Here is a 21932-nt window from a genome sequence, read left to right as displayed (position 1 = left end):
TTGTGTTCCCTCTCTCGCTGTCTCTCTCCGTCAAATAAATAAATAAAATCTTTAAAAAAAAAAAAAAACGGCTAAGATAGTTAAAATATAAATTTGTACTTTAAAAGGACCGCTTGGGGCGCCTGGGTGGCTCAGATGGTTAAGCGTCTGCCTTCGGCTCAGGTCATGATCCCAGGGTCCTAGGATCGAGCCCCGCATCGGTCTCCCTGCTCGGCGGGAAGCCTGCTTCTCCCTCTCACACTCCCCATGCTTGTGTTCCCTCTCTCGCTGTCTCTCTCTCTGTCAAATAAATAAATAAAATCTTTAAAAAAAAAAAACTAATGATGTAATGTATGGTGATTAACATAACATAATAATAAAAAAATTAAAAAAAATTAAAAATTCAGAGTTTTACCTTCCAACCACAAAGAAAAACATAAGTAAAAAACTCTTCAAACTTACCTTAATTTTTAGTGCTTTCAAAGAGATCAGCTCATTAAAAATTAATTCCACTTTATTATACCCAATTTATTTTAAAATTATATTGCCATTTATTATCATCTTCCACTGACTTCTCAACCATAGAATAAATCTGTTTTAGTCTATCTTCTTCACACAATTTGAACATTATTTTCATGACTTTTATTTTCATTTTTTCTTTTTTAATTTCTGTCAATAATTTTTTTATTTTTTATTTTATTTTTTTAATTTTCTTTTATTTTCAAATTAATTTTTAAATAGAGAATTCACTAAATTTCATTTTTTTATTCAAAATATTTTCTCTTACTACTAAATCTCCACTAATTTCTGTCATATGATCTAAAATTAAATTATATTTTCCTATTACCTCATCCTTCTTTAAAGGTAATTCTATTTTATTATATTTAATTTCAAAAATAATCTTGCTATCTTTTTTTATAATTTTTGAAAAATCTTTATCTGGAAAAACCTCAACCACTTTCATAGCACTTTCTTCTAAGTAAAGATTATCAATAGGACTATCCTTTCTTAATAAGAAAGTTCTTCTATTTTCATTATAAAACTGACTTATATCTGAAATTATTTTTTTATCTCTAATCGTTTCATTTTTTCCCCCTAAAACAACATAGACTAATTCTATATTATTTTTATTTGAAGCAACAGCCATATTATAACCAGCTGCATTGTGATGTCCTGTTTTTATTCCAAAAATTCCCTCCTTTCCAAGGAGCTTATTTCTATTCATTAATTTTATCTTTCCAGAATAAATAGTTGTGCTTTTTTGAGAAGCGATTTTTATATAATCATCATTTTTTAAAGCTTCTATTCCTAATTTATAAATTCCATAAGCTGTTCCTTTATCCATCTCTTTTCCTGTCATATTTGTAGGAAGACCTGTCGGAGTATAAAATTCAACCTCATTCTCCAATCCTAAATCTTTAGCTTTTTCTCTCATTTTATTTACAAAATTATCTACATTCCCTCTACCTACATGTTTAGCTAAAGCGAAAGCAGCGTTATTAGCTGAATGAATAGCTGTAGCTTTTATCAGATCATCAACTTTAATTTTTTGTCCAGCTTTCATATATATTTTACTTCCACCTATTTTAGCTACCTCTTCATCTATTTCTATTCTATCTTCTTTAGATAAATTTCCTTTTGAAATTTCATCATATACAACTAAAAGAGTCATCATTTTAGTTACAGAAGCTAATGGATATTTATTATTTTCACTTTCTGATAAAATTATATTTCCATCACTTGTCCCTAATACATAAGATTTATAATCTTTCCCCTCTCCTCCAAAAGAAACACTAAATAAAATAACCATTAAAATTATTATCAATCTATTTATCAACTATTTTTTCCTCCAATTTTATTTTTTTTAATTATAACATTTTTTCGTAATAAAAAAAAGGTGAGAATATCCCACCTTTTTAGTTTAATTAACTATTTATTTTTTTTTGATAAATAATCTTCAATAGCTGCTTTTATAGCCTCTTCAGCTAGTACTGAACAGTGCATTTTTGCAGGTGGTAATCCACCTAATTCATCAACTACTGCTTTATTTGTTAATTGTAAAGCTTCTTCTATTGATTTTCCTAATACCATCTCTGTTGATACTGAAGATGAAGCTATTGCTGATGCACAACCAAATGTTCTAAATTTTACATCTGTTATTATATCGTTTTCTATTCTTAAGAATATTTCCATTATATCCCCACAAGAAGGATTTCCTATTTTTCCATACCCATCTGGATTTTCCATAACTCCTACGTGTTTTGGATTCATAAAGTGTTCCATTACTTTTTCTGTATATTGCATTTTGTTCTCTCCTTTTTAATTATTTTTTGTTTATAAACTCATTCCAAAGCGGTGATAATGTTCTTAGTCTTTCTATAATCTCTACAACAGAATCAATAGTATAATCTATTTCTTCTTTTGTGTTATATTTTCCTAAACTAAATCTTATAGTTCCGTGTGCAAATTCTTCAGGAATTCCCATAGCAACTAATACATGTGATGCTTGCAAATCATTTGATGAACAAGCTGATCCTGAACTAACAGCTATACCTTTCATACTTAGTAAAAGTAGTATTGACTCTCCTTCTACATATTTGAAAGTTACACTAGAAGTTCCAGATAATCTTTTTACATCTTTTGAGTTTATAACTATTTCAGGAAGTCTTTTTAATAATTCTTCCTCAAAGTAATCTCTTAATTCTGATATTCTTTTATTTTCTTCTTCTCTATTATTATATTGTTTTTCTAAAGCATTAGCAAGCCCTATAATCAATGGAGTATTTGTTGTTCCTGGTCTTAATCTTTTCTCTTGATCCCCACCAGTTATAACTTTTCCTATTCTAACACCATTTCTTATATATAAAGCTCCTATTCCTTTAGGCCCGTAGAATTTATGAGCAGTGAAAGCCATAGTATCTGCTCCTATTTCTTTTGGTTTTATATTATATTTCCCCATAGATTGAACTGCATCTACATGGAATAATACTTTATTTTCTTTAGCTATTTTTCCAATTTCTTCTATTGGTTGAACAGCACCAGTTTCATTATTTGCATGCATAACTGTTATAAGAATAGTATCATCTTTAATAGCTTTTCTTATTTCTTCTGGGTCAACTACTCCATTTTTGTCAACACCAATAACAGTTACCTCATATCCTTCACTCTCTAAATCTTTACAAGTGTTTCTTACTCCAGGGTGTTCTATAGCACTAACTATTATATGTTTTCCTCTATTTTTATAAGCTCTTGCGATCCCTCTTATAGCTAAGTTATCTGACTCAGTTCCAGAAGCAGTGAATATTATTTCTTCTGGAAGTACACCTAACACATCAGCAACTTTTTTTCTTGCTTCAGCAACAGCTTTTCCTGTTTCTTGACCAAAAAGGTGTAAACTAAAAGCATTTCCATATTCTTCTTTGAAGAAAGGAATCATACTTTCAAATACTTCATCGTCTAATCTAGTTGTTGCGTTATTATCTAAATATATTTTCATTATTTTCATCTCCTATATGTCGTTAGACTCTTTTCCTTACCCTATATATTTATACCATTTCTTTATCTATTTTGTCAAGAATTATTATATATATTTTTTGTATTTTTTTAATTATTTTTTATTTTTTTCATAGTATTTGCAAGCTTCTTTTATTTCACACTCATCACACTTAGGACGTCTAGCTATACACTTATCTCTTCCTTGCAAAATAATATAGTGAGAAAAATCAATCCAACTTTTTTTAGGAACTATTTTCATCAGATCCTTTTCAATTTTTATTGGATCACTCTCCTTTGTAAATCCTAAAAGATTTGTTATCCTTTTAACATGAGTATCAACTGTTATTCCATCTGCAAGTCCCCAAATTTCTCCTCTAACAACATTAGCAGTTTTTCTACCAACACCACCAAGTTCTAATAACTTATCCATCTCCTTTGGCAATTCTCCATTATATTTTTCCAATAATTGTCTCGCTGCTTTTTGAATATTTTTAGCTTTATTTCTATAAAATCCTGTACTCTTTATCAACTCTTCTATCTCTTCTATCTCCATAGTTGCAAATTGTTCAGGAGTATTTATCTTATCTTCTCTAAACATTTTTTGAGTAACTATATTTACCCTTTTATCTGTACACTGAGCTGATAAAATTACAGCAACTAAAAGCTCGAAAGGAGTTTCATAATTCAAAGCACACTTTGGTTTTCCAAATTTTTCTTCTAATTTTTCTAAAACAAATTTTACTCCATCTTTTTTTGTCATAATCTCTCCTTATTTTTATAGAAAAATAGACGGGATTCCCCGTCTTATTAATCCAAGGTTTTAATAAATAGCATATGCTCCAAACCTTTATATTCTTCTAAAGAATCAAATACAAATCCAACTTTCTTAAAAGCTTTTATAGATGCTGTATTCTCCTCTAAAATATAAGCAAAAATTACTGATATTTTTGAATTTTTAAATGTAAATTCTTCCATACTAAGTCTTATTATATCTGAACTAATATTTTTTCCTCTCATCTCTTCAATTAAAAAAATATTTATAATCGCAAATTCTTCATCAATTTCAAACTTAACATAGCCTAAAAATTCTTCATCTTTATTAGTGACTGTATATAAAGCATAAGAGGGAGATTTTATAAGAAATTTATACCATCTCTTATGATTTTCCCATTGTTCTTTTTCTTTTCCTGGATAATATTTTTTTATATATTGAGCATGTATATTTTTATATATACTTTCTATATCTCCATCAACAGTTCCTCTCAAAAATATCAAACTATCACCAACCAATTATTTTAAAACTACTTTTAAAAATCTTTTTTTACCCATTTTTACTACTATATATTCTTTACCTTCAAAAATATTTTCTGTAAGAGCAAATTTTATATCAGTAACTTTTTCATCATCAATTGACATACCATTTTGCTCTATAAGTCTTCTTCCTTCACTCTTATTCTTTAAAACTTTATTAACTGCTAAAAATTCTATTAATTCCACACCTAATTGATCTCTTGTTAAATCTTTGCTTGGAACGTTTTCCATATTGTTTCCAGCTCCAAATAATGCTTCTGAAGCAGCCTTTGCTTTTGCAGCTTCTTCTTCTCCATGGATCATCTTAGTTATTTCATAAGCTAATATAACTTTTGCCTTATTGATCTCAGCATCTTTTAAAGAACCTAATCTTCTTACTTCATCCATTGGTAAGAATGTTAATAATGCTAAACATTTTTCAACATCAGCATCATCTACATTTCTCCAATATTGATAAAATTCATATGGAGAAGTTTTAGCTGGGTCTAACCATAAAGCTCCTTTTGCAGTTTTTCCCATTTTCTTTCCTTCACTATTAGTTAGTAAAGTACAAGTCATTCCATAAGTTTCTTGTTGCTTTTTCTTTCTTACTACATTTATACCTGCAATTATATTAGACCATTGGTCATCTCCGCCAAGTTCCATTTTACAATTATATTTTTCATTTAACACATAGAAGTCATATCCTTGCATAAGCATATAGTTAAACTCTAAGAAAGAAAGTCCTCCATTTTCCATTCTGCTTTTAAAACACTCTGCTGTTAACATTCTGCTTACAGAGAATAGAGATCCTATATCTCTTATGAAATCTATATAATTTAAATCTAATAACCAGTCAGCATTGTTAGCTAAAATAGCCTTTCCATCTGTAAAATCAATAAATTTTTCCATTTGTTTTTTTATACAAGAAACATTATGAGCAATTGTTTCCTTTGTCATCATTTGTCTCATATCTGTTCTTCCACTAGGGTCACCTATCATTGCAGTTCCACCACCAACTAAGGCAATTGGTCTATGTCCATATTTTTGCATATGAGCCATAAACATCATAGCGATAAAATGTCCTACATGTAAACTGTCAGCAGTTGGGTCAAATCCTATATAAAAAGTTACTTTCTCTTCACCTAATAATTTTTTTATAGCCTCTTCATCTGTAAATTGTTTTAAATATCCACGTTCTTTAAGCACGTCATAAACGTTATTCATAATTAATATCCTCCTATACTTATCTTCATATTTTTTATTTTATATACAAAAAGTCTGGAGTACAATATCTATAATCTGTAAATTGTTTTAACTGTCCTCTTTCTCTTAGAACATCACTTATTTTTTCCAATTTAATTCCCCCTGTTTTCTTTTACTATTTATTCTAACATAAAACTTTCTTTTTTTCTAGTAAAAAAAAAGAGATGCATAGCATCTCATATCTTCTTAAAATGGCGGGAGTGACGAGACTCGAACTCGCGACCCCTAACGTGACAGGCTAGTGCTCTAACCAAACTGAGCTACACCCCCATTTTTTATGGTGGTCACAACAGGACTTGAACCTGTGACCCCCTGCTTGTAAGGCAGGTGCTCTCCCAACTGAGCTATGCGACCATAGAGTGGTGGTGAGAGATGGATTCGAACCATCGAAAGCGTAGCTGGCAGATTTACAGTCTGCTCCCTTTGGCCACTCGGGAACCTCACCATTATTTTTATTTAATTGGTACCCCGTAGGGGAATCGAACCCCTGTTTCCAGAGTGAAAATCTGATGTCCTAACCGTTGAACGAACGGGGCAGTTATGGTGCCGCTTACCGGAATCGAACCAGTCACCTACTGATTACAAGTCAGTTGCTCTACCAGATGAGCTAAAGCGGCGTCATTAACAGATATAATGATATCATAATTACCATATCTTGTCAACATTTTTTTTATACTTTTAAAAGTTTTTTTATTTTTCCTTTTATTTTCAATATTTTTTATCCAAAAATTCTTCTGAAAAATCCTTTTTTTATATCTAAATCTAAAAATGGAATCTCTTTTCCTAATACTCTTTGAACTATATTTTTATATGCTTTACTAGCTAATGAATTTCTTTTAAATACAAGAGGTTCTCCTTTATTTGTAGAAACAACTATACTCTCATCATCTGGTACAACACCTAATACATCTTGTGCCAGTATATCAACTATATCTTGAACGCTCATCATATTTCCCTGTTTTACCATATCCATTCTCATTCTATTTACAACTAATTTTATTTTACTTATTTCATTAGCCTCTAATAGTCCTATTATTCTATCAGCATCTCTTACAGCCGAAACTTCTGGAGTAACTACTACAATCGCTTCATCTGCAGCTACTATGGCGTTTCTAAACCCTTGTTCTATTCCTGCTGGACAATCAATTAAAATATAATCAAAATCTCCTTTAATTGCATCTATCAACTCTTTCATTTGCTCTGGAGTCACATCATTTTTATCTCTTGTTTGAGCAGCTGGAATAAGACATAAATTTTTATTTCTTTTATCTCTTATAAGAGCTTGCTTTATTTTGCAACGTCCTTCTATTAAGTCAACTAAATCATAGACTATTCTATTTTCAAGTCCCATAACAACATCTAAGTTTCTAAGTCCTATATCTGTATCAATAAGTAGCACACTTTTTCCTTCTAATGCTAATCCTGTCCCAATATTCGCTGTTGTTGTTGTTTTTCCTACTCCTCCTTTTCCTGAAGTAATTACTAGAACTTTCCCCATTATTTAGCCTCCTAATCTTTATATGTGCACTTAAATCATCACTAGTTTTAATATAATAAACAAATTTAATCTATATTAAGTATATCACACTAGCATTACTCATTCAATAAATTTTTTCTAAATCAAAATTTTATAATCCTTTTAAACTCAAGATTCCCATATACAAATTTAAAAATATAAGTTATAATTATAGTATCAATAAAATCTTGAAAGGAGATACTTATGTCTGTTTTATTTTTAAATTATCCTAAATGTACAACTTGTATAAAAGCTAGAAAATGGTTAGAAGAAAATAATATTGAATTTATTAGTAGGCATATTGTTGAAGAAAATCCTAACTTTGATGAATTAAAGAATTTTATTAATCTAAGTGGACTTCCTGCTAAAAAATTTTTTAATACAAGTGGAATTTTATACAGAGAGATGCAATTAAAAGATAAACTTACTACAATGTCTGAAGAAGATATGATAAAACTTTTATCTACAAATGGAATGCTTGTAAAAAGACCCCTTGTTATTAGTGAAAATGGAGTTTTGATAGGATTTAAAGCTGATAAATGGTCTGAATTTTTCAATAAATAATATAAAAATAAAAACCTCTCATTTTTGAGAGGTTTTTACAAAAAATCCCCTAAATTTTTTAGGGGATTAATTTTTTAATTATTTGCAGATATTGTAGAATACTTCTAATCCGTTGTATTGAGCCATATCTCCTAATTCTTCTTCAATTCTTAATAATTGGTTGTATTTAGCCATTCTATCAGTTCTTGAAGTAGATCCAGTTTTGATTTGTCCTGCGTTTGTTGCAACAGCTATGTCAGCTATTGTAGCATCTTCAGTTTCTCCAGATCTGTGAGAAACAACTGCAGTCATTCCTGCTCTCTTAGCCATTTCGATAGCATCTAAAGTTTCTGTTAAAGTACCGATTTGGTTAAGTTTTATTAATATAGAGTTTCCAGCTTTTAATTCGATTCCTCTTTTTAATCTTTCAGTGTTAGTTACAAATAAGTCGTCTCCAACAAGTTGAACTTTATCTCCAAGTCTAGCTGTTAATAATTGCCAACCAGCCCAGTCATCTTCTCCTAATCCATCTTCTATTGATTTGATAGGATATTTTTCTACTAATCCAGCATACCATTCAACCATTTCTTCAGAAGTTCTTACAACTCCTCCTTCTCTCTTGAAGTGGTATTCAAATTTTCCGTTTACTTCTTGACAGAACTCACTTGAAGCAGCATCCATTGCGAAAGTGATATCTTTTCCTGGTTCATATCCAGCAGCTTTTATAGCTTCCATTATTAACTCAAGAGCTCCCTCAGTTCCGTTTATTTTAGCTGGAGCATATCCTCCTTCGTTTCCAACGTTAGTAGAATCTCCATTTGCTTTTAATAATTTTCCTAAGTGATGGAATACTTCACAACCCATTCTCATAGCTTCTTGGAATGATTTTGCTCCAACTGGTTGGATCATGAATTCTTGAACGTCTACTGCAGAGTCAGCGTGAGATCCTCCATTTAATATATTCATCATTGGTAAAGGTAATTCTTTTGCATTTACTCCACCTAAATATTTATATAGAGGCATTCCTAATGCTTCTGCTGCTGCTTTTGCAACTGCTAAAGATACACCTAGTATAGCGTTAGCTCCTAATCTTCCTTTATTTGGTGTTCCATCTAAAGCGATCATAGCTCTGTCTATTTTAACTTGGTCTAAAGCATCCATTCCAAGTATTAATTCTTTTATTTCTGTGTTAACATTTTTTACAGCTGTTAAAACACCTTTTCCTAAATATCTTGATTTATCTCCATCTCTTAATTCTACTGCTTCGTAAGCTCCTGTAGATGCTCCAGATGGAACTGCAGCTCTTCCTTTAGCTCCACACTCTAATACAACATCTACTTCAACAGTAGGATTTCCTCTTGAGTCAAGTATTTCTCTTGCTACTACGTCAGCTATTCTTGTCATTTTTTCCTCCTATAAATTCTATTAAATTTTATAAAACTATTCTATAATATTTTACTACTTTTTTATTTTTTTATCTACTAATAATTTATTATTTAACTTTCATGATTTTAACTGTGTTAGTTGTTCCAGTCATAAATACTTCTTCACCACAAGTTGCAGCAATTATATCTCCAGTTTTTACTAGACCTAATCCTACAGCAACTTTTTCAGCATTTTCCATGAAGTCATTTAAATTTTTGAAATCTCCACTTAAGTAAGGAATTACACCTTTACTTAATATTAATTGGTTAAATGCTTTTTGATTGTTAGTTATAGCAAGAATCATTGCTGTTGGGAAGTATTTTCTTAAACTTCTTGCAGCTCTTCCTGAACCAGTTCCTACAACGATTAATTTTGCTCCTAAAACTTCAGCAGCATCTACACAACCTTTTGCAACTGCTTCTGTGATTCCTATTTCTTCTTTTTTCTCATATTCAACATTACTATATAATAATGGATCTGTTTTCTCAGCTATTCTTGTCATAACTGAAACTGCTTCTACTGGATATTTTCCTTTAGCACTTTCTCCAGATAACATTACAGCATCTGTTCCATCTAGGATTGCGTTTGCAACGTCGTTTGCTTCTGCTCTAGTTGGTCTAGGATTTTTTATCATTGAATCTAACATTTGAGTTGCTGTAATAACTGGTTTTCCAGCTTGATTACATTTTGCTATCATCATTTTTTGAGCAAATGGAACTTCTTCAACAGGAATCTCTACTCCTAGGTCTCCTCTTGCTACCATGATACCATCAGAAAGCTCTAATATTTCATCAAAGTTATCTAATCCTTCTTTATTTTCTATTTTAGAGATTATTTTTATATCTGCTCCACCGTTTTCAGTTAAAACTCTTCTTACTTCTCTTACGTCAGAAGCTTTTCTTATAAATGAAGCTGCTACAAAGTCAACACCTTGCTCACAACCAAATTTTAAGTCAGCAATATCTTTTTCAGCTAATGCTGGTAAGTTAACACTTACATTTGGTAAGTTAACTCCTTTATTTTCTCCTAAAAGTCCGTTGTTTTCAACAACACATCTAACTTCGTTATCAACGATTTCTTTAACTGTTAATTCAATTAAACCATCATCAATTAATACAGTATTTCCTACTGATAAATCTTTTGCAAAATCTGCATAAGTAACTGCAACTATTTTATCGTTTCCTATTACAGTTTTATCTGTAGTTATAGTAAAGTTTTGTCCTGCTACTAATTGTACATCTTCACCATTCTCTAATTTAATAGTTCTGATTTCAGGTCCTTTAGTATCTAATAATATTGCTGCTTTTAATCCTGTTTCTCTTTGGATTTCTCTTAAAGTAGCTATTCTTTGTCCGTGTTCATCGTAACTTCCGTGAGAGAAGTTTAATCTCATTACGTTCATTCCAGCTTTAAGTAATTTAGTTAATACTTCTTTTGGTTCACTTTTTGGTCCAATAGTACAAACTATTTTTGTTTTTTTCACAAAATCACCTCTATAATCTATTTTTAAATTTTTTGACACACAATTATTTACCTATTCTATTGTCTTAATTTTAAACAAATTTTTGAACTTTGTCAATTTTCTTAGTGGTTATTTTTTCATCTATTTTTGGTAACATACTTACTCTTAATATTTCTGATATTTTTATTTATTTTTTTATTTTTTATTTTTTTCCTACATTTATATTATTTTATTTTTTTGTTTTTTTTAACTAAATTAATATATTTTTTAATTTTATTTTTTACATTTTATAATGTAGTATTATGACAAATTTTTCGAAAATATTTTTTAACATTTTTTAATATAATTTAACATTTTTCTCTCTATTATATATTATATATATTTGAAACATCTATATATTGTGTGATATATTAATTTTTGGAATAAAAATAATATCCATAAAATGAAACAAAGTTTTATAAGGGGGAACACTTGTATGTTATTCGAACTAACAAACATTCAAACTATGGCTTTAGCCGTATTAGTACTATACTTAGGAAAATTTATAAATAATTCTTTTAAGTTTTTAAAAGAAAATTGTATTCCTGATGCCGTTACTGGTGGAACTATATTTTCTATTTTTACTTTAATAGGTCATGAGACTCAACTTTTCTCTTTTGTTTTTGAAGATTCATTAAAAGAAGTCTTTATGATAGCTTTTTTCACCACAGTTGGTTTCTCAGCTAGTATTAGACTTTTAAAGAAAGCAGGTTTTCCTGTTCTTATGTTTTTAATTGCTGCTGTAGGATTAACTCTATTCCAAAATATAGCTGGTATCGCTATGGCTAAATTCCTTAATGTTAACCTTTTAATTGGTTTAGCAACTGGTTCTCTCGCTACTACAGGTGGTCCTGGAACTGCTGGAGCCTTTGGTCCAATCATGGAGAGTTTTGGAGCCCCTGGTGCAACTATGGTGGCTATGGCAACTGCTACTTATGCCCTTATTGCTGGTAGTATCATCGCTGGTCCAATTTGTAAACATCTAATAGAAAAACACTCTTTATTAGAAAAACATAAAAACTCTAATAATTTCGATTCTTTAAATGATAAATCTGATGTTCTTATAACTAAAAAAGTTCTTCCAACAGGATTTCAAATTGTTATAGCTATGGGAATTGGTAGTTTAATCTCAAATTTCTTAAATCATTTAGGATTAGTTCTTCCATCTTATATTGGAGCAATGTTTGCTGCCTCTGTTATCAGAAATATCTCTGATTTTACTGGAAAATTTGAAATTGATTTAGATATTGTATCTACTATTGGAAGTTTTACTTTAGCTATGTTCCTTTCTATGACTCTTATGGCATTTAAACTTTGGGAACTTAAAGAATTAGCTTTACCATTAATCATAATGTTAATAGGTCAAACTATATTAATGGGAGCATTTGCATATTTTGTTACATTTAATATTACAGGAAGAGATTATGATGCTGCTATTATGACTGGTGGACATTGTGGTTGTGGTTTTGGTACTACACCAAAAGCCTTAGCAAACATGGAAGCATTAACAGAGAGATATCTTCCATCTCCTAAAGCATTCTTCGTTATACCTATTGTTGGTAGTTTATTTATAGACTTCTTTAATGCAGCTATAATTACATTCTTCATTAACTTGGTCAAGTAAAGTCTATTTTGTTTTTATAAAAATATACTGCACCTAAAAGCTTAGTTATGTAAACTTTTAGGTGCAGTTTTTTTAGATAATTTTAAAAACTTCTTTAAAATAATAAAGTATAAAATATTTTATTTAAAATCAAAAAAAATTAAAAGGATTAACCCTATAAAATATAGGAATCAATCCTTCTACAAACTTAGTTCTTTTTATTTATATTCCCCTGACATAAATCTATAAAATGCAGGATTTACCCAGACTTTTTTTATTTTTACCTCTATTTCTTTATTTTTAGAAACTTCTTTTACTAAAGCTTTTGATTTCTCTGGTAAAGTTAAAACATGAGCATCATATTTACCATCTGATACTATATTATCTATTAGCATTTCATATCCAGCTACTTTTTCTGTCTGAACAAATGGTTGCCACCAAGATTCATAAAGAAGTCCATTTTGATTTTCTTCATCTTTTTTAGCATATTTATCTACTAATTCAAGGAATCTCTCTTTATCTTTCTGAGATTCAAATTGAAATTTTAAATCATATTCTAACGGATGAGCTATTATAGTTCCATCAGGCATCTTAGTTGTAGTATAGCTTGATTCTCCCCATTCTGGTAGATATACAAAAGCTGATGTTTTTAATTCCAATTGAACCTTTGCATCTATATTTTCTCCTTTTAACAATCCTATTATTTGAGAGGCATGTATCATATCATTATGTCCATAACTAACTGTATATTCCTTATCAAAATTAGCATATTCACTTCTATCTTTTATATTATACCCTGTTGTCAATCCTTTAAGTATAGCTTCATTTAATACTGAATTTAGTGGACTTCCTTCTATTATTTTCCCTCTATTCCATTTATTATTTAATCTCTCAATTATATTTTTATCTGATACATTTCCAAGATAATATTCCTTTGTATCTGTATAATCTTTAACAAAAGCTTTTAATTTTTTATTAATATTTTTTTCAGAATTTAAATCCTCAATCGTTATAGCTTTTAAATCAACCAATACAGCTTTCTCTTTTAAATTATCTTTTCCTTCGTATCCCTTTAAACTTTTTTCTGCTTTCTCTTCAGAATAAGTAGCCACTAATTCTTCCATTTTTAAATCTTTGATTGCTGATTTATAAATATCTTGTGCATAAAGATTTAACGATAGCAATGATAACATTATTAATAATTTTTTTCTCATTTTTTCTCCTTCATTATTTTCTTTTAATAGGTTATCATTATAACATGTTTTTTATTAACTTTTATAGTAAAAATTTATTTTTTCTTAGAAATAAAAAAAAGAGAGATAAAAATCTCTCATTTCTTATTTATTAATGGCGGGAGTGACGAGACTCGAACTCGCGACCCCTAACGTGACAGGCTAGTGCTCTAACCAAACTGAGCTACACCCCCACTTGTTTAATGGTGGTCACAACAGGACTTGAACCTGTGACCCCCTGCTTGTAAGGCAGGTGCTCTCCCAACTGAGCTATGCGACCTACAAGAGATAGTATACTAAATTTTACAGAAATTTGCAAGTAATTTTTTTTAAAAAAGTAAAAAAAGAAAGAAAACCTTTAATTACCAATGAAAAAATAATTATAAGATAAAAACTTATTACTTTATGTTATAATAAATTATATTAAAAGAAGTAGGGGGATTTTATGGAACGTTCAAGTGGAGTATTATTACACATCTCTTCTTTACCAAATAAATATGGAATTGGAAGTTTTGGGGAGGAAGCAATAAAATTTTCAGAATTTTTAAAAAGTATGGGAGTTAAATATTGGCAAACTTTACCTTTTGGTACAACAGATCTGTGCAATTCACCATATAAAAGTTTTTCTGCCTTTGCAGGAAATCCTATGTTTATAGATTTAGAAACATTATATAGTAAAAATTTATTAACTTTAGAAGAATTAAAAGAAAATCAAGTATCTGATCCTTATAGTATTGATTTTGAATTTTTGAATAATAAAAGAATTGAAGTTTTAAAAAAAGCTTTTGAAAGAATAGATGATAAATACAAAAAAAATATTTTAAAATTTTCTGAGGAAAATAATTATTGGTTAAAAGATTTTGCTCTATATATGAGTATAAGAGAAAAAAATGATAATAAAGATTGGTATGAATGGGAAAATAAAGGATTAAAATTTCATGAAAAATTAGAATTAGAAAAATTTTTAAAGGAAAATTTAGATGATGTTTTATTCTACGAATTTTTACAATATGAATTTTATTCTCAATGGAAAGATATAAAAGAAAGAATAAATAAAAATGGAGTAAAAATAATAGGGGATATTCCAATATATGTTTCGTTAGAAAGTTCTGATGTTTGGGGAAATTCTCATATCTTTGACTTGGATGAGGATAAAAAGCCAAAATTTATCTCAGGAGTTCCACCTGATTATTTTTCAGAAGAGGGACAATTATGGGGAAACCCTTTATATAACTGGGAAGTTTTAAAAAAAGAAAACTATGATTGGTGGATAAAAAGGCTGGAAAATTCATTAAAAATATTTGATGTGGTTAGGATAGATCATTTTAGAGGTTTTTCAGATTATTGGGCTGTGCCAGCTAATGCCAAAACTGCAAAGGAAGGACATTGGGTAAAAGGACCTAGAATGGATTTCTTTGATGAAGTTTTAAAAAAAATAAATAGAGAATCAATCATTGCTGAAGATTTAGGGGATATAGATGACAATGTTAGAACTTTATTAAAAGAGACTAAATTTCCGGGAATGAGAGTTATTCAATTTGGATTTGCAGAAAATGAAAGTGGACATCTACCTCATAATTATGAAAAAAATATAGTGGCTTACACAGGTACTCATGATAATAATACTCTTTTAGGTTGGCTTTGGGAATCTAGTGAAACTGAGAGAAACTATGCTTTAGAATATTGTAACTATCAGGGAGATGACTGGGGAAAAGGTGGTTATTATAGTGATTCTTGTAGAGCTATAATAAGAACTTTATGGCAGAGTGTTGCTAATTTAGTGGTTGTACCGATTCAAGATCTATGTGGATTTGGAAGTGACACTAAGATGAATAAACCAGGTTTAGCAAATGGAAACTGGAGATATAGAATCACAGAGGAACAAATAAAAAATATTGATAAAGATTTTATATTAAAATTAAATAGACTTTATAAAAGATAAAAATAAGAAAGGGCTAATTTCTGATTAGAGAAACTAGCCCTTTAGTTTTTAAATAAAATTTAAATTTTATAAGTAAATTTTATTACTTTTTGTAATATATTTTTTTTCTTCAGTAGAAACCCCTTTGTAGAAAGCTTTATAAGTTCTATAAGTTTCAAATATATCTAATTTAGAAGAAATTTCAAAAGGTGAATGCATTGCAAGAAGTGCAGGACCAATATCAATAGTGCTTATACCTTTTTTAGAAAGATATTTAGCCACAGTTCCTCCTCCACCTTCATCAACTTTTCCAAGCATTCCAGTTTGCCAAACTATTTTATTATCATTTAATAATTTTCTAATTTCTCCAACATATTCAGCATCGGCGTCATTAGTTCCATATTTTCCACCAGAACCAGTATATTTAACCATAACAACACCATAACCTAATTGAGGAGCATTTTGAACATCGTGAACACTTTTAAATATAGGATCTACTCCAGCATTAACATCAGAAGATAATGCTTTTGAATTCCATAGAGTTTCTTTTAAATATAAATCAGAATAAACTTTTTTTGTTTTGAATATTAAATCAGCTGTGAAATAATCTATGAAATCACTTTGAAGTCCAGTAGAACCATCAGAACCTGTTTCCTCTTTATCAGCTAGGAAACAGATAGCAGTTTTATTAGGGATTTCGTGAATATCAAGTATAGCTCTAAGAGATGTATAAGCACAAATTCTATCATCTTGTCCATAAGCGCCGATAAGAGATCTATCAAGACCAACATCTTTTGCTTTTTGACTTGGAACTAATTCTAATTCAGCAGAGATAAAATCTTCTTCAGTCATTCCGTAAATATCATTAAGTTTTTCAAGAATATTATATTTTACAAGATCTTTAATTTCACTATCATTAATAGTAGTTGGTATAGATCCAACTATAATTTGAAGCTCTTCTCCTTTTATAACCTCTCTAGCAGTTCTGTCTCCTTGAACTTTTCTATCAAGATGAGGTAAAATATCTGGAACAGTAAATACAGGATCATCTTCGTGTTCTCCGATTACTATTTTTACTTTTTCACCATTAGCAAGAACAACAACTCCGTGAAGAGCTAAAGGTATAGAAGTCCATTGATATTTTTTAATACCACCATAGTAATGAGTTTTCATATAAGCTAATTCAAACTCTTCATATAATGGATTTTGTTTTAAATCTAATCTAGGAGAGTCAATGTGAGAAACAATATAGTTTATTCCTTTTAAAATATCTTCCTTACCTATAACAGCAAGAACAATATTTTTATGTCTGTTAAGGTAGTAAACTTTATCACCGGGAACTAAAAAGTCTTTTAGTCTAGCATCTACGAAACCACATTCTTTAGCAAAGCTAGTTGCTAAGTCAACAAATTCTCTTTCAGTTTTTCCAAGATCTAAAACTTTTTTATATTCTTCTCCCATTGTAAATATTTCTTCCATTTTTTCTTGGGAGATATTTTTCCAACCATTAGTTTTTTTGTATAACATAAATACCACCTTCTCTAAATGTAACTATTATTTAAGTCTTTTGTTTAAAAGTTCAGCTTCTTTTTCATAACCAGATTTTCCAAGTAAAGCGAACATATTTTTCTTATAAGCTTCTACTCCAGGTTGATTAAATGGATTTACTCCTAATAAGTATCCGCTTATTCCACAAGATTTTTCAAAGAAGTAGAATAGATATCCTAAACTAAATGCATCAGCTTTAGGCATAATTATTCTTATATTTGGAACTCCACCATCAACGTGAGCTAATTGAGTACCAAGCATAGCTTTTTCATTAACAAAATTCATTCCTTTACCAGCTATATAGTTAAGTCCGTCTAAATCTTCTTTATCAAATGGAATTACAATATCAGTTTCTTTTTCATCTATATCTATAAGAGTTTCAAATAAAGTTCTTTGTCCGTCTTGGATATATTGTCCCATAGAGTGAAGATCTGTACTTAGATCAACTGAAGCAGGGAATAATCCTTTTCCATCTTTTCCTTCAGATTCACCGTGTAATTGTTTCCACCATTCAGCAACATAGTGTAATTTTGGTTCATAGTTTATTAAAAGTTCTATACATTTTCCACTTCTTAATAAAAGATTTCTAGTTGCTGCATATTTATAACAATCATTTTCAGCAAATGGAGCAGTGTAATCATTTTGAGCCTGTCTAGCTCCAGCCATTAAAGCATCAATATCAATACCAGCTGCTGCTATTGGAAGTAATCCAACTGGAGTTAAAACAGAGAATCTTCCTCCGACATCATCAGGGATAGTGAAAGTTTCATAATTTTGTTCAGTAGCTAATTTTTTAAGAGCTCCTTTAGAAGCATCAGTTGTAGCAAAGATTCTTTCTCTAGCTCCTTCAACACCATATTTTTTCTCTAATATTTCTTTAAATATTCTAAAAGCGATAGCTGGTTCAGTAGTAGTACCAGATTTAGAAATAACATTGACAGAGAAATCTCTATCTCCAATAGCTTCAATTAAATGAGCTAAATAAGTACCAGAGATACTATTTCCAGCAAAATAAATTTCTGGATGATTTTTAGTAACTTTATTGTAGAAAGTATGACTTAAGAAATCAATAGTTGCTCTAGCTCCTAAATAAGATCCACCAATACCAATAACTACTAAAACTTCTGAATTTTTTTTGATTTTTTCAGCAGCTAGTTTAATTCTTTCAAATTCCTCTTTGTCATAGTTAGTAGGAAGTTCAATCCAACCAAGGAAATCATTTCCTTCACCATTTTTTTCGATAAGGAATTTTTCAGCTCTTTTAACCTCATCTTCCATTTTTAGAATTTCTTCTTCTGAAACAAATTCCAAAACTTTTGATAAATCAAGTTTTAGTTTTTTCATTTTACATCACTCCTATTTTATAAAATTTAAAGTAATTATCTGTCTTTTTCTAGTTCTTTTATCTTAGACTCTAAAGTTTTAATCTTTTTATTATTTATTTCAACCATTTGTTTAAGAGTATCAATATCATCTTTTGTAGTTGAAAGTTCTTCTTCAAATTTTTTGTAATCAAAACCAATTTTATTAAGTTCTGCAGAAAAATCATAAATTATACTTCTTAATACATCAATCTCTTTTTTATTGATTTTTTCAGTATCCAATCTATTAAATAGTTTTGAAAGTTCATAGGCAAACTCATATCTTGTAAGAGGTGCATTTCCATTAAAATTTACTGATTTTTGATCTATAATATTGTTATCAACAAGAGTTTTAACAGATTTATATGCCCAGTGATCAGTTGGAATATCTTTGAATTTTACCTCTTCTCCTAAAGAAAAAGTTGCTATAATAAAAAATAATAAAAGTGTTTTTATTTTCATATTTCCTCCTAGTTTTAGTATAACACAAGACAAAAACATTATCAATTAATAAATATAAGCAAAAAATTATAAAATTAAATAAGTAGCTATTTTATAATAAATAAATCTTTAAAAATTTTAATATTATTTCTACTTAAAGGAATTTTTTCAGGAATATTTTCAAGCTTTATAAGATAACTACCACTGAACCAAGCTTCAAGTTCTACTATTTTATCAAGATTTACTAAATATGCCCTGTGTGTTTTAAAGAATTTTTTATTGGGTAAAAGTTCTTCTAATTTAGAAAGGGTTAATTTAGAAGTATAAACTTTTTCATTGGTATGGATAAGACACTCTTTTTCTGAGGATTCAATATAATAAATTTTATCAAAAGATAAGAAAATAAACTTATCATTTTCAGTAACGACAAGCTTATTAACTTTTGAAGACTCATCTTTTTGTAAATTTTGTGAATGAAAAACTTCTAAAAGATTATTTAAAGTTTTTCTAATTCTCTCCTCGGAATAAGGTTTTAAAAGATAATCAAAAGCATTTAGTTCAAAAGCATCAGCTCCATATTCTCTATAAGCAGTTATAAAAACTATTTTCATTTTAGGATTTAGTTTATTTATAATTTTTCCTAAATTAATTCCATCAATACCAGACATATTAATATCTAAAAAAGCTACATCAACTTCTGTATCTTCTAAAAATTTTAAGGCATCTATTGGATTTTCAAATTCTTTTTCAAGAGAAAACTCTTCATAAAGACCAATAAAGTATTTCAGTTCTTCTCTTGCTGGAAATTCGTCTTCAACTATAATATATCTTAACATCTATCACTCCTTAAATTGTATATCAAAACTTATTTTGGTTCCGTTTCCTAATTTCTCTATTTCTAATCCTTTTCCATATAGAAGTTTTAATCTATCGTGTACGTTCTTTAAACCAATACTTTTAAAATTACTATTGTTTAAGGAATTGATAACCTCTTGGGGAATTCCTACTCCATCATCTTGGACGATTATTCTAATGTGAGAACTATCTATTTTATTTATTTCAATGGAAACAGTCCCCCCCTCTCTTTTAGGAAGAATACCATGTTTTATACTATTTTCTACAAGAGGTTGAACAATAAGACTTGGAATTTGAAAGTTTTCAACATCTTCTTCAATAGAATAATTAACCCTGATTTTATTATTAAACCGAGCTTGTTCTATATTTATATATGCTTTTACTTGTTCAATTTCTTTTGAAACTGTGACAAGTTTATCAAAATTTTCAAGATTAAACCTTAAGATAGTAGAGAGATTTAAAATAATATCTCTAGCTTTTTCAGGATTTATTCTTATAAAAGATGAAATGGTATTCAAAGCATTAAATAAAAAATGTGGGTTTATTTGAGTCTGTAACATTTTAAAGTTTGCATCTCTAGCCATAGCTTTAAAATTTTCTATCTTTGTAAGTTCTAGTTGAGTAGAAATTAATTTTGAAAGTCCTTCAATAAGATTTTTTTTACTTTCAGTTATCTGTCCAAACTTATCAAAATAGACTTTTAAAGTTCCGAAAACTTTTTCATTCTGATAAAGAGGAACTATAATATATGAATTTATATTTCCTTTTACACAATTAAACTCTTCATTATTAAAGATTCTATTGGCGATGAAGACTTTACCAGTTGAAAGAACTTTTTTAGCAGCTTCACTTTTTACCTCTGTATGATCAACTTCATATTCTTTACTGTATGAATGACTTCCAACAATAAATTTTTCATTTGACAGAACTACACACTTAGCTTCAAGGGCATTCATTATTATTTTACAAACTTCATCAAGAGAACCACCATTTGAAAAATAAGGAAGAGTTTTTTCAGCTATTTCTAAAGAAAGTTTAGCTTGTCTTCCAGCCATTATTTCTTTTTCTTCTATGATACTTTCAATTATTATAATAACAATGGGAACTCCTAAAGCATTAGCAAGTATCATAGGAAGATATATAGTTTGAATGATTTCTAGAGCAATCTGTCTATCAGTGCTAAGAAAATATATAAGAAACATACTTAAATTTTCTACAACAAATCCAGCAAAGAATCCATAGACATATTTATTTTGTTCGTTTATAAATTTTGATAAGTAAGCCACAAAAAAACCACCAATGATAGTAGAGATTGAACAAGGAACTGCTGTAAATTCTCCACCTAATAGAAAAAATCTATGAATGCCAGCAATAATTCCGGAAATTATTCCAACCCAAGGTGAAACTAAAAGTCCTCCTGTGATAACCCCAATATTTCTAGTATTTGCAATTGAACCTTTAAAATCAATTCCAGAATATGTACCGATTATAGCTAACCCACCAAAAAATAAAGAAAGGACAAAAATATCCTTTGCATTATAATTTTCTTTGACGAAGGTATTTCTTGAAGATTGAATTCTGGTAAATAAAAACGCTATAACAATAATATATCCTAGATTATTTAAAAGAGCACTAATTAAATTAAACATTTAAAATCATCTCCTTAAAAAGTATTTTATCATAAAAAGAAAATTATGATAAGTGCATTTCAGATAAAAAAAATTACATTTTATACTCTAAAAAATACATTTTAAGTATTAAAATGATAAAAAAAGTAAAAAAATAGTATAATATATAATGTAAAAAATATATTTTTAGGAGGGATAAATTTATGATAAGTTTTATAGTTTCAGTTATCGCCCTAATAGTAGGGTATATGATTTATGGTAAGGTAGTAGAAAAAGTTTTTAATCCAGATGAAAATGCTTTAACACCAGCTAAAAGATTAGAAGATGG

The 21932-nt window shown here is 29.1% G+C and carries 18 protein-coding genes and 7 tRNA genes; 3 read left to right on the top strand and 22 right to left on the bottom strand.

Translation table 11 applies throughout. The features are described from left to right. Positions 1-712: 712 nt before the first annotated feature. From Q1J48_RS06395 to minD, 12 genes are all read right to left on the bottom strand, one after another. Positions 713-1816 (bottom strand): D-alanyl-D-alanine carboxypeptidase family protein, encoded by a 1104-nt coding sequence (locus Q1J48_RS06395; RefSeq protein WP_300362071.1) that lies wholly within the window; start codon positions 1814-1816, stop codon positions 713-715. Positions 1817-1908: 92 nt separating this feature from the next. Beyond that, the gene (nifU, locus tag Q1J48_RS06390) at positions 1909-2283 is read right to left on the bottom strand and encodes a Fe-S cluster assembly scaffold protein NifU (RefSeq protein ID WP_300345085.1); all 375 of its coding nucleotides are present in this window, start codon (positions 2281-2283) and stop codon (positions 1909-1911) included. Between the two features lie 19 nt (positions 2284-2302). After that, entirely contained in the window at positions 2303-3475 is a 1173-nt protein-coding gene (locus Q1J48_RS06385; RefSeq protein ID WP_300362068.1) for a cysteine desulfurase family protein, read from the bottom strand. Positions 3476-3586: 111 nt separating this feature from the next. Beyond that, the gene (gene nth, locus Q1J48_RS06380) at positions 3587-4234 is read right to left on the bottom strand and encodes an endonuclease III (protein WP_300345079.1); all 648 of its coding nucleotides are present in this window, start codon (positions 4232-4234) and stop codon (positions 3587-3589) included. Positions 4235-4281: 47 nt separating this feature from the next. Then, positions 4282-4749 (bottom strand): GNAT family N-acetyltransferase, encoded by a 468-nt coding sequence (locus Q1J48_RS06375; protein WP_300362065.1) that lies wholly within the window; start codon positions 4747-4749, stop codon positions 4282-4284. Positions 4750-4764: 15 nt separating this feature from the next. Next, a complete protein-coding gene (gene tyrS, locus Q1J48_RS06370; RefSeq protein ID WP_300345074.1) occupies positions 4765-5991 on the bottom strand; it encodes a tyrosine--tRNA ligase in 1227 nt (408 codons plus the stop codon). Positions 5992-6222: 231 nt separating this feature from the next. Beyond that, positions 6223-6300, bottom strand: a tRNA-Asp gene (locus Q1J48_RS06365). Positions 6301-6308: 8 nt separating this feature from the next. Continuing rightward, a tRNA-Val gene (locus Q1J48_RS06360) sits at positions 6309-6384 on the bottom strand. Between the two features lie 6 nt (positions 6385-6390). Next, positions 6391-6475 (bottom strand) — tRNA-Tyr (locus tag Q1J48_RS06355). Between the two features lie 16 nt (positions 6476-6491). Next, positions 6492-6566 (bottom strand) — tRNA-Glu (locus Q1J48_RS06350). Positions 6567-6571: 5 nt separating this feature from the next. Beyond that, positions 6572-6647, bottom strand: a tRNA-Thr gene (locus Q1J48_RS06345). 101 nt (positions 6648-6748) lie between these two features. Further along, entirely contained in the window at positions 6749-7528 is a 780-nt protein-coding gene (gene minD / locus Q1J48_RS06340) for a septum site-determining protein MinD (RefSeq protein ID WP_300331240.1), read from the bottom strand. Positions 7529-7750: 222 nt separating this feature from the next. Here minD and Q1J48_RS06335 point away from each other — a divergent pair, with 222 nt between their 5' ends. Continuing rightward, positions 7751-8110, top strand: coding sequence for an arsenate reductase family protein (locus Q1J48_RS06335; RefSeq protein ID WP_300331237.1), 360 nt, complete (start codon positions 7751-7753; stop codon positions 8108-8110). A 78-nt stretch (positions 8111-8188) separates the two neighbouring features. Here the strand turns inward: Q1J48_RS06335 and eno are convergent, their stop codons facing one another. Both eno and pykF read right to left on the bottom strand, forming a co-directional pair. After that, a complete protein-coding gene (gene eno / locus Q1J48_RS06330) occupies positions 8189-9493 on the bottom strand; it encodes a phosphopyruvate hydratase (protein ID WP_300331234.1) in 1305 nt (434 codons plus the stop codon). An 88-nt stretch (positions 9494-9581) separates the two neighbouring features. Continuing rightward, on the bottom strand, positions 9582-10997 hold the full coding sequence (pykF, locus tag Q1J48_RS06325; protein WP_300331232.1) for a pyruvate kinase PykF: 1416 nt from the start codon (positions 10995-10997) through the stop codon (positions 9582-9584). Positions 10998-11451: 454 nt separating this feature from the next. Here pykF and gltS point away from each other — a divergent pair, with 454 nt between their 5' ends. Next, positions 11452-12639 carry a sodium/glutamate symporter gene (gltS, locus tag Q1J48_RS06320; protein ID WP_300331229.1) on the top strand — a complete coding sequence of 396 codons (1188 nt, stop codon included), beginning with the start codon at positions 11452-11454 and terminating at the stop codon, positions 12637-12639. Between the two features lie 197 nt (positions 12640-12836). On the opposite strand, the gene Q1J48_RS06315 is transcribed toward gltS, so the two are convergent. From Q1J48_RS06315 to Q1J48_RS06305, 3 genes are all read right to left on the bottom strand, one after another. Next, positions 12837-13832: a hypothetical protein gene (locus tag Q1J48_RS06315; RefSeq protein ID WP_300362063.1), complete on the bottom strand. Its 996-nt coding sequence runs from the start codon at positions 13830-13832 to the stop codon at positions 12837-12839. Positions 13833-13966: 134 nt separating this feature from the next. Beyond that, a tRNA-Asp gene (locus Q1J48_RS06310) sits at positions 13967-14044 on the bottom strand. Between the two features lie 10 nt (positions 14045-14054). Continuing rightward, a tRNA-Val gene (locus Q1J48_RS06305) sits at positions 14055-14130 on the bottom strand. A gap of 165 nt (positions 14131-14295) precedes the next feature. On the opposite strand from Q1J48_RS06305, the gene malQ reads away from it, so the two are divergent. After that, complete coding sequence (malQ, locus tag Q1J48_RS06300) at positions 14296-15792, top strand: 4-alpha-glucanotransferase (protein WP_300362061.1); 1497 nt, start codon at positions 14296-14298, stop codon at positions 15790-15792. Positions 15793-15858: 66 nt separating this feature from the next. On the opposite strand, the gene Q1J48_RS06295 is transcribed toward malQ, so the two are convergent. The 5 genes from Q1J48_RS06295 to Q1J48_RS06275 form a co-directional block, all read right to left on the bottom strand. Further along, on the bottom strand, positions 15859-17298 hold the full coding sequence (locus tag Q1J48_RS06295) for an aminopeptidase (RefSeq protein WP_300362058.1): 1440 nt from the start codon (positions 17296-17298) through the stop codon (positions 15859-15861). A 27-nt stretch (positions 17299-17325) separates the two neighbouring features. Further along, the gene (locus tag Q1J48_RS06290) at positions 17326-18663 is read right to left on the bottom strand and encodes a glucose-6-phosphate isomerase (RefSeq protein WP_300331856.1); all 1338 of its coding nucleotides are present in this window, start codon (positions 18661-18663) and stop codon (positions 17326-17328) included. Positions 18664-18698: 35 nt separating this feature from the next. Further along, on the bottom strand, positions 18699-19142 hold the full coding sequence (locus Q1J48_RS06285) for an S-layer homology domain-containing protein (RefSeq protein ID WP_300331853.1): 444 nt from the start codon (positions 19140-19142) through the stop codon (positions 18699-18701). Between the two features lie 86 nt (positions 19143-19228). Further along, the gene (locus tag Q1J48_RS06280; protein WP_300331850.1) at positions 19229-19957 is read right to left on the bottom strand and encodes a LytR/AlgR family response regulator transcription factor; all 729 of its coding nucleotides are present in this window, start codon (positions 19955-19957) and stop codon (positions 19229-19231) included. Positions 19958-19960: 3 nt separating this feature from the next. Further along, positions 19961-21625: a LytS/YhcK type 5TM receptor domain-containing protein gene (locus Q1J48_RS06275; RefSeq protein ID WP_300331847.1), complete on the bottom strand. Its 1665-nt coding sequence runs from the start codon at positions 21623-21625 to the stop codon at positions 19961-19963. Between the last annotated feature and the right edge of the window lie 307 nt (positions 21626-21932).

This window comes from Fusobacterium sp. (assembly GCF_029258315.1).
Classification (GTDB): Bacteria; Fusobacteriota; Fusobacteriia; order Fusobacteriales; family Fusobacteriaceae; genus Fusobacterium_B.
Note: the sequence above shows the minus strand (reverse complement) of the source record. Positions and strands in the feature narration are given on the sequence as shown.

What these genes read in the sequence shown, in the direction of transcription:
- nifU (WP_300345085.1), bottom strand. Translation starts at nt 2,283, where the DNA reads ATGCAATATACAGAAAAAGTAATGGAACACTTTATGAATCCAAAACAC.
- Q1J48_RS06385 (WP_300362068.1), bottom strand. Translation starts at nt 3,475, where the DNA reads ATGAAAATATATTTAGATAATAACGCAACAACTAGATTAGACGATGAA.
- nth (WP_300345079.1), bottom strand. Translation starts at nt 4,234, where the DNA reads ATGACAAAAAAAGATGGAGTAAAATTTGTTTTAGAAAAATTAGAAGAA.
- tyrS (WP_300345074.1), bottom strand. Translation starts at nt 5,991, where the DNA reads ATGAATAACGTTTATGACGTGCTTAAAGAACGTGGATATTTAAAACAA.
- minD (WP_300331240.1), bottom strand. Translation starts at nt 7,528, where the DNA reads ATGGGGAAAGTTCTAGTAATTACTTCAGGAAAAGGAGGAGTAGGAAAA.
- Q1J48_RS06335 (WP_300331237.1), top strand. Translation starts at nt 7,751, where the DNA reads ATGTCTGTTTTATTTTTAAATTATCCTAAATGTACAACTTGTATAAAA.
- eno (WP_300331234.1), bottom strand. Translation starts at nt 9,493, where the DNA reads ATGACAAGAATAGCTGACGTAGTAGCAAGAGAAATACTTGACTCAAGA.
- gltS (WP_300331229.1), top strand. Translation starts at nt 11,452, where the DNA reads ATGTTATTCGAACTAACAAACATTCAAACTATGGCTTTAGCCGTATTA.
- Q1J48_RS06315 (WP_300362063.1), bottom strand. Translation starts at nt 13,832, where the DNA reads ATGAGAAAAAAATTATTAATAATGTTATCATTGCTATCGTTAAATCTT.
- malQ (WP_300362061.1), top strand. Translation starts at nt 14,296, where the DNA reads ATGGAACGTTCAAGTGGAGTATTATTACACATCTCTTCTTTACCAAAT.
- Q1J48_RS06295 (WP_300362058.1), bottom strand. Translation starts at nt 17,298, where the DNA reads ATGTTATACAAAAAAACTAATGGTTGGAAAAATATCTCCCAAGAAAAA.
- Q1J48_RS06290 (WP_300331856.1), bottom strand. Translation starts at nt 18,663, where the DNA reads ATGAAAAAACTAAAACTTGATTTATCAAAAGTTTTGGAATTTGTTTCA.
- Q1J48_RS06285 (WP_300331853.1), bottom strand. Translation starts at nt 19,142, where the DNA reads ATGAAAATAAAAACACTTTTATTATTTTTTATTATAGCAACTTTTTCT.
- Q1J48_RS06280 (WP_300331850.1), bottom strand. Translation starts at nt 19,957, where the DNA reads ATGTTAAGATATATTATAGTTGAAGACGAATTTCCAGCAAGAGAAGAA.
- Q1J48_RS06275 (WP_300331847.1), bottom strand. Translation starts at nt 21,625, where the DNA reads ATGTTTAATTTAATTAGTGCTCTTTTAAATAATCTAGGATATATTATT.